Here is an 8,403-nt window from a genome sequence, read left to right on the forward strand (position 1 = left end):
GCCAGGACCTCGGCGAATGGCGCGTCAATGCCCTCGCCAGCACCCAGCCCTTCGATCCGATCAACTATTCCCCTACCACTGAGCGACCGCCCCACTTCGAGGCACCGCCGGAAACCGGTGAGGCACTCGCGCGTGCGGCGTCACTGGTGGCATCACTCGATTCCCCCGCTGCGCGGCGTCGCATGATCCATGAGGCCCAGGCGCGTGCCACTGAGGGCGAGGCTGAAGCTGAAACTGAGACTGAAGCTGACAAGGTCAGTGAGCCGTCGGCGGCTGGCCCCATCGAGCGGCGTGAGCCTGAGGGCAAAGGCGAGAGCGAAGGCGAGGGCCAGGGCGAACGGGAAGGGGCAGAAGGGGGACACACGAGCATGAACACAGGGGAGTCGTGGACATCTGTCGGGTCAGCGGCGGAGCTTGCACAGGCCGTGACGCCTGCGCTGCGGGATGAGCTGGATGCCGACAGCATCGCGGCCCTCGAGGCGGCCTTCGAGGAGCAGCTAGAGCAGCAGTCCCAGCGCCTGTCGCGGGCGGTGGACCATATGGATCTGAAGCAGCTGCAGCATGAAGCCCATCTGCTCAAGGGCAGCGCCGCTACCCTGGATCACGACCTGCTGCGTGATGCCGCCCTGCAGCTGGAGCTGCTGCTGGCATCCGACACGCCGCGCACCCGCATCGAGGCCGCGGTGGCGGCGCTGCTGGCCGAAATTCGTGATCACCGCATCGCCCACGATGCCGGTCAAGCCTGGCGCTAGCACAGTTTGGCGCCAGCTCAGTTTGGCGCCAGCAAAGCCGCCTTCGGCCAGATACATCACCTCAGGCATCACCTCAGTGCTGGCGGCGGCGCAGTTCGCGTTCCACCAGCGTCACGCCGGGCGTGGTCTGGCCCTGAATGCCCTGCAGCGCCAGCGTCAGCGTCGCATCGGCGATCTGCTGGTGACGCTGGGGCAGTGAATGGATCGGCAGCGGCAGGAAGTCGAGCAGGCGGTCGTCGCCGAAGCTGGCCATCGCCTTGGGGGGATTGGCCGGCGGCCCCTCGGCGAACAGCACATCAAGCACGCCATCCATCAGGGTGTAGGAGGCGGTGACGATGGCGTCCGGCAGCGGTGAATGGCGGAGATGCTCGGTCAACGCCGCCGCGCCTGCCTCGCGCTCGTAACGCGCGGCATGCAGGGTGGTGGCCTCAAGCTCGCTGCTGCCGGTGCGCTGCTGATAGTGCGCCAGCGCCGCCTGCATGCCGCTGGCGCGCGCCCGTGTGATATCGATCTCCGGCAAGGCATCCAGCCACAGCAGTCGCTGCGGCGCGTGTTCCAGCACGGCTTCGGTCAGCTCGCGGGCGGCATCTTCATTGTTGCTGACCACGCTGGCGAAGTGGCGCGTATCCAGCGCGCGATCGACACCGATGACCGGGAAGCCATCCAGCGCCAGTTCGCGGTAGAAGGGGTCGTCGGGGGACAGGCAGCTGGCGGTGATCAGCGCATCGACCCGCCGCGCCTTGAGCATGCGCGCCAGCTCGCGCTCGGTTTCCGGCTCATCGTCGGAGCAGACGATGAACAGCTGATAGTCGCGCTCACGTGCCCCACGCTCCAGCAACTTGGCCAGGCGGGCATAACTGGCGTTCTCCAGGTCCGGCAGCATGAAGCCCAGCGTGCGGCTTTCGCCACGCCGCAGCGCGGCTGCCTGGGCATCGATCCGATAGTGATGACGTTGTACCACCGCCATGACGCGCTCGACCGTCTGGGGGCTGATACGTCGTGCCTGTGCCTGCCCATTGACCACATAACTGGCGGTGGTGCGTGAAACGCCTGCAAGACGCGCGATTTCTGCCAGGGTCATGCCACTGTCCTTGCTGGAAAGGGGGAACGGGATCTGCGTGCTCCATGTGCGAGGAATGATGCGCACTTGTGGGCTCGGGTGCAAATCCTCTCTGCGCCGGGCACGCCTCGCTCGACACCTCTCGAGCCCGCGCCACAGGCGGCTCTACACCCAATGTCTAGTCACCAGAAGCACGTTTTCGGTTTGTGTTCGCTTGATCGGGCGCAAGAAAACGGCCAGCATGAGCCCTATTGAGGTGACACGATTCAGCATGCTCGTCATCACGCCATGACGCCGCTACCCTGTCGGAACTCGCCAAGTGACGTGTCGCGGCAGCTGAAATACACGCTTGCAGCGCACCGCCAACATCCAGGCTCCTCATCAGAAGGGAGCCTCAAGGAGCCAGCCATGCTCAGTCTTGATCGCGAGGACATCCTTCTCGCCGCCCATGCCAGCGACTGGCGCGATGCCTTGCAACAGGCCGCCGATGCCCTGGTCGCCGGTGGGCGCGCCACGCCCGACTACCGTGAGGGCCTGCTGGCGCGTGAAGCCCAGTCTTCCACCTACCTGGGGCAGGGGATCGCGATCCCCCACGGTACGCCGGACAGCCGCGAGGCCGTGCTGGCCACCGGGGTGCGTGTCCTGCAGTTTCCGCAGGGCGTGGAGTGGCACGACGGCAATCGCGTCTTCCTGCTGGTGACCATCGCGGCACAGTCCGATGAGCATCTCGACATCCTGCGTGCGCTGACGCGCGTGCTCGATCGCGATGGCGTCAGTGAGCGCCTGGCTTCGGCGACCACCGCCGAGGAAGTGCTGAGCGAGCTGGGCCGCGAGGTGGTGCCGCCGCGGCTGGATGCCGAGACGCTGCTGTGCGGTTTCCCCGCGCGCGATCGTGACGAGCTGGTGCTGGCGGGGGCCGCGCGCCTGCGCCAGGCCGGCTGTGTCAGTGATGGTTTCATCTCGGCCATGCTCGCCGCCCAACCGGTGGCGCTGGGGCAGGGCGTGTGGCTGGCGCAGTCGCAGCAGGATGTCACCCGCTCGGCGCTGGCCATCGTCACGCCGGAGAAGGCGCTGGAGACGCGCCACGGGCGCATCACTGCGCTGGCCTGTCTGGCAGTCGATGCCCAGCAGGGCCAGCATCAGCCGTTGCTGGAGCGCCTGCTGACGCTGTTGGAAGAGGGTGCGGGCGAAAGCCTGCCGGGCCTGTCGGCCAGCGCCCTGCTGGCGCGGCTGTCGGGGGAATCCGCCACGGCGCAGCTGGCTCAGGTCGTGTTGCTCAACGCCCACGGCCTGCATGCGCGTCCGGCCAAGCAGCTGGTGCAGGCGGCGCGCGAAGCCGGCGAGCAGCATGGCGTCATTCCGGCGTTGCGACTGGAAGGCGATGACAGCGGTGTGGTCAGTGCCGCCAGTCTGACCAAGGTGCTGGGGCTGGGCGCACGCCGCGGCCAGACGCTGATTTTCAGCGCCTCCGGCGATGACTCGGCGGCCAATCAGGCGGCGCTGAGCATGATGGTGAGCGCGGTGCAGGCCGGTCTCGGCGAGGCGGTGGAGCCGCTGGCCGATTGGCGCGCCGACGCCGCCACGCCGCTGGAGGCCAGCGAACAGCAAGCCACCGGCGACACCCAGCAGGCCGCTCCCGCCGCCGACAGCGTGGTGCCCGCGGTGGCCGCCTCGCCGGGCATGGCCATCGCGCCGTGCTGGGTGATGCGCCTGCCGCGCTTCGTCTACGAGACGCGCAGCGATGCCGGCGCCGATCGTGAGGCCGAGCGCCTGGTGGCCAGTATCCAGACCGCGCGCGAGCAGTTGCTGGCGCTGGTCAATCGCGCCGAAGGCGCCGAGATGGCCGAGATTCTCTCGATGCACGAGGAGATGCTCGGCGATCCGGAGCTGTTTGCCGCGGCGCGCGAAAGCCTCGATGAAGGCCACAGCGCCGAAGCGGCGTGGTGGTCGGCCATCGACAGTGCCGCCAGCGCCCAGGAAAACCTCGCCGATCGCCTGCTGGCCGAACGCGCCGCCGACCTGCGCGATGTCGGGCGGCGGGTGCTCGGCGTGCTGACCGATACGCCGCTGCCCAGCGCCCCCGAGACACCGCATGTGCTGGTGACCGAGGACATCGGCCCGTCGGATGTGGCGCGTCTGGATACCACTCGCGTGCGGGGGCTGGTCACGGCGTTGGGCGGGGCGACCTCGCACAGCGCGATTCTGGCGCGCTCGCTGGGCATTCCGGCGGTGGTCGGGGCTGGCCCGAGCGTGCTGGCGATCGCCGATGGCAGCGAGCTGATCGTCGATGGTGAACGAGGCCGTGTCAGCGTGATGCCCTCGGCCAGTCGCCGCGCGCGCGCCGAAGAGGCGATCGCCGGGCATGAGCAGCGTCAGGCCGCCGCCTGGGAGTCGCGCATGGCACCCGCCACGACCCTGGACGGCCATCATGTCGAGGTGGTCGCCAATCTGGGCAACACCGCCCATGCCGGTGACGCCGTCGAGCGCGGTGCCGAGGGTGTCGGCCTGCTGCGTACCGAATTCGTGTTCATGGCGCACCCGCAGGCGCCGGATCTGGCCACCCAGACCGCCCAGTACGGTGAGGCGCTGGATGCGCTCGAGGGGCGGCCGCTGGTGGCCCGCACGCTGGATGTCGGCGGCGACAAGCCGCTGCCGTACTGGCCGCTGCCGCGTGAGGACAATCCCTTCCTAGGCCTGCGTGGCATTCGCCTCGCCCTGACGCGCCCGGAAGTGCTCGAGACCCAGGTGCGGGCGTTGCTGACGGCCGCCGGGGCGCGGCCGATCCGCCTGATGTTCCCGATGGTCAAGGACCTGGCCGAACTGCGTGGCGCGCGTGCCATCGTCGATCGCGTGCGTGCCGAGCTGGACGCCGCCTATGAGGCCGAACATGGCCAGCCGCCGGTGCGCGACGTGCAGGTCGGCGTGATGATCGAGATTCCCTCGGCGGCGCTGACTGCTGCCAGCATCGCGCCGGAAGTCGACTTCTTCTCGGTGGGCACCAATGACCTGACCCAGTACACCCTGGCGATCGACCGTGGCCATGCGACGCTCTCGGCGCAGGCCGATGGCCTGCATCCGGCGGTGTTGCGCCTGATCGAGATGACCGTCAGTGCCGCCCACGCCCACGGTGCCTGGGTCGGCGTCTGCGGTGAGCTGGCCAGTGATGACCAGGCTGTCGGCGTGCTGGTCGGGCTGGGTGTGGATGAGCTGTCGGTGTCCAGCCGCCAGATTCCGCTGGTCAAGGCGCGGGTGCGCGAGCTGGACCTGGCCACGGCGCGTGAGCAGGCGCGGGTCGCGTTGGCCCAGCCGACCTCGGAAGACGTGCGCAGTGCTCTGGAAGCGCTGCTCGAGCAGGGCGAGCCTTCCGTTGCCGAGGTCACCTCAGGCGCTGCGGCCAGTAATGCGGACAGTAGTGCGGCCAGTAATGTAAACAGCCCGCGGGAGTCAGTGTGATGAGTGACAACACGACGCGTCAGGCCGCCGACTGCCCGGTATTGTGCGTGACGCTCAACCCGGCGCTGGACATGACCATCGGCCTCGACAGCCTGGTGCCGGGCAAGGTCAACCGGGCGCGCAGCCATCATCTCGAGGCGGCGGGCAAGGGCATCAACGTCGCGCGGGTGCTGGCGACGCTGGGTCATCCGGTGACGCTGAGCGGCTTTCTGGGCGCCGACAACCAGGCCGATTTCGAGGCCGCCTTCGCCGAGTGGGGGCTGAGTGATGCCTTCGAACGCGTCGCGGGCGCGACCCGCATCAACGTCAAGCTCGGGGAGGCCAGTGGCCGTGTCACCGATATCAACGGCGCGGGCATGCAGGTCGATGAGGCCGCCTTCACGCGGCTTGAGGTGCGTATCGATGAGTGGATCGATCGTCAGCAGGCCGAGGGTAGTCCGGAGCGCTGTGCCGTCGTCATCGCCGGCAGCCTGTCGCCGGGTGTCAGCAGCGAGCAGCTGGCAAGCCTGGTGCAGCGGGTGCGTGCCCGCCGCATTGCCTGCTGGCTGGATACCAGCGGCACGGCACTCGAAGCCGGTCTGGCGGTGCCGCCCAGCGGCGTGAAGCCCAACGAGCAGGAACTGGCGCTGTGGGCGGGCGAACCGCTGGAGAGCGACGCCGCCCGTCAGCGCGCGCTGGCGAGTCTGGTCGAGCATGGCATCGAGCAGGCGCTGATCTCTGCCGGTCCGGAAGGCGTGCTGTGGGCAAGCCCCGGCGCCGAGACACTGCGGGCACGCCCGCCGCGCATGCGAGTGGTCAGTACCGTGTGTGCCGGTGATACCCTGCTGGCCGCCATGCTGCATGGGGTGCTTTGCCATCCGACACCCACGGCGGCCATGCGTGAACGGATTCTGCGTCATGCCACGGCGCTTTCCGCCGAGGCCGTGACCCACCCGGGGCCGGGCAATCCCGCCGCCCCGGAGCTTGAAACCCTCCAACAACACACCAGCATCGAGACATTGGCCAGTGCCGAGGTCGCGACAGCCGGAGAGCCACGCCCATGAATGTCATCATCGTTACCGCCTGCCCGAGCGGCATGGCGACCAGCTTCCTGGCGGCGCGCCGCCTGGAGCAGGCCGCCCGTCGTCGCGACTGGGAGCCCCTCATCGACATGCGCTCGCAATTCGAGCGTGAACTCGTGTTGAGCGATGCCCAGCTCGCCGCCGCCGAACTGGTGATCGTCGCGGCGTCGCCGATGACCAGCGCCGGTCTCGAGCGTTTCGTCGGCAAGCGCGTGCATGTCGCGCCCATCGAAGAGGCGCTGCCGGACCCCGCCGCCTTCCTGGCCAATGCCGAGGCCCGCGCCCGCGTGCTGGAAGCCAAGGACATCGCCGACGTGGCTGCGACTGTCAGCACGACGGCCAGCGGCGCAGCAAGCGCAGCTGATGGAGAGGTGGCGCACAAGCCGTCCATCGTCGCGGTTACCGCCTGCCCGACCGGCGTGGCGCATACCTTCATGGCCGCCGAGGCTCTGAGCGAGGCAGGGCGAGCGCTGGGCTACCCGACGCGGGTCGAGACCCAGGGCTCGGTGGGCGCGCAGGATGCGCTGACCGAGCAGGAGATCGCCGCGGCCGAGGTGGTGATTCTGGCCTGTGATATCGAGGTCGACCCGACGCGCTTCGCCGGCAAGCGGGTCTGGCGGACCTCCACCGGCACCGCGCTCAAGAAGCCGCGCGATACCATCGAGCAGGCGCTGGAAGGCGCCGAGGTGGAGTCCGCCACCGCCGCGGACGGTCAGGGCAGCCAGCAGAAGGGCGAGAAGCGTGGCCCCTACAAGCACCTGCTGACCGGCGTGTCCTTCATGCTGCCGATGGTGGTGGCGGGCGGCCTGATGATCGCGCTGTCCTTCGTGTTCGGCATCAAGGCCTTCGAGGAAGAAGGCACCCTGGCGGCGGCGCTGATGCAGATCGGCGGTGGCTCGGCCTTCAAGCTGATGATTCCGGTGCTGGCGGGCTATATCGCCTACTCCATCGCCGACCGCCCGGGCATCACGCCGGGCATGATCGGTGGCTGGCTGGCCGCCACCCTGGATGCCGGCTTCCTCGGTGGCATCATCGCCGGCTTCCTGGCGGGCTACAGCGCGCTGGGGCTGAGCCGTTTCGTCAAGCTGCCGCAGTCGATCGAATCGCTCAAGCCGATCCTGATCATCCCGCTGGTGGCGAGCATGGTCACCGGTCTGGTGATGATCTACGTGGTCGGCACGCCGGTGGCGGGGCTGATGGCGACGCTGACCGAATTCCTCGAATCGATGGGCTCGGCCAATGCCGTGCTGCTGGGCATTCTGCTCGGCGCGATGATGTGCTTCGACCTCGGTGGTCCGGTCAACAAGGCCGCCTATGCCTTCGGTGTCGGCCTGCTGGCCAGCGAGACCTATGCGCCGATGGCGGCCATCATGGCGGCCGGCATGGTGCCGGCGCTGGGCATGGGGCTGGCCAGCTTCATCGCGCGAGCCAAGTTCGCCGAGCCGGAGCGTGAGGCGGGCAAGGCCAGCTTCATTCTCGGCCTGTGCTTCATCTCCGAGGGTGCGATTCCGTTCGCCGCCAAGGACCCGCTGCGCGTGATTCCGGCCTGCATGGTCGGCGGTGCCGTCACCGGCGCACTGTCGATGCTGATAGGCGCCAAGCTGCTGGCGCCGCACGGCGGGCTGTTCGTGCTGCTGATTCCCAACGCCATCAACGTGCCGCTGATGTACCTGGGCGCCATCGTCGCCGGCACTCTGGTGACGGGTATCGGCTATGCGCTGATCAAGAAGGGCGCACAGCAGGTCGAGACCGCTGCCGCGACCTGAGCCGCTGGCAGGCAGGTAAGGACACAAGCCGCAAACGCACAAGGCAAGACGCAAAAAGCCCCCGCCGGTCTCCCGGCGGGGGCTTTTGCATTGCAGGCCGAGCGCAGGCGCTCAGCGACAGCGGATGGCTCAGTCCAGTTCTGATCAGTCCAACTTTGATCAGTCCAGTTCTGACTTGCCGATCACGCCCGGCATCGCCGGCGCTTCATTGACCGTATCGTGGCGCACGAAGGCCAGATGCTGCTGATAAGCGGTGACGACTTCGTCGAGCACCTGGGCACGCGACAGGCCGTTGAGCTCCTGACCGCTGC

At 68.4% G+C, this 8,403-nt stretch carries 5 protein-coding genes; 4 read left to right on the forward strand and 1 reads right to left on the reverse strand.

The genetic code is table 11. The annotated features are described in order from the left end of the window. A partial coding sequence (locus AC4FAH_RS04940) for an Hpt domain-containing protein (protein ID WP_490245730.1) occupies positions 1-752 on the forward strand: 752 nt, incomplete at its 5' end. 73 nt (positions 753-825) lie between these two features. Here AC4FAH_RS04940 and cra read toward each other — a convergent pair. After that, entirely contained in the window at positions 826-1,833 is a 1,008-nt protein-coding gene (gene cra / locus AC4FAH_RS04945) for a catabolite repressor/activator (RefSeq protein ID WP_279836804.1), read from the reverse strand. 387 nt (positions 1,834-2,220) lie between these two features. On the opposite strand from cra, the gene ptsP reads away from it, so the two are divergent. From ptsP to AC4FAH_RS04960, 3 genes are read left to right on the forward strand one after another with little or no spacing between them, the layout of a single operon-like run. Next, entirely contained in the window at positions 2,221-5,265 is a 3,045-nt protein-coding gene (gene ptsP / locus AC4FAH_RS04950) for a phosphoenolpyruvate--protein phosphotransferase (RefSeq protein ID WP_490245731.1), read from the forward strand. Then, positions 5,265-6,308 (forward strand): 1-phosphofructokinase family hexose kinase, encoded by a 1,044-nt coding sequence (locus AC4FAH_RS04955; RefSeq protein WP_490245732.1) that lies wholly within the window; start codon positions 5,265-5,267, stop codon positions 6,306-6,308. Before ptsP ends, AC4FAH_RS04955 begins: the two co-directional genes overlap by 1 nt. Then, positions 6,305-8,092 (forward strand): PTS fructose-like transporter subunit IIB, encoded by a 1,788-nt coding sequence (locus AC4FAH_RS04960; RefSeq protein ID WP_279836801.1) that lies wholly within the window; start codon positions 6,305-6,307, stop codon positions 8,090-8,092. The genes AC4FAH_RS04955 and AC4FAH_RS04960 overlap by 4 nt, the downstream gene beginning before the upstream one ends. The last annotated feature ends 311 nt before the right edge of the window (positions 8,093-8,403 follow it).

The sequence above is a fragment of the Cobetia sp. genome (assembly GCF_983723665.1).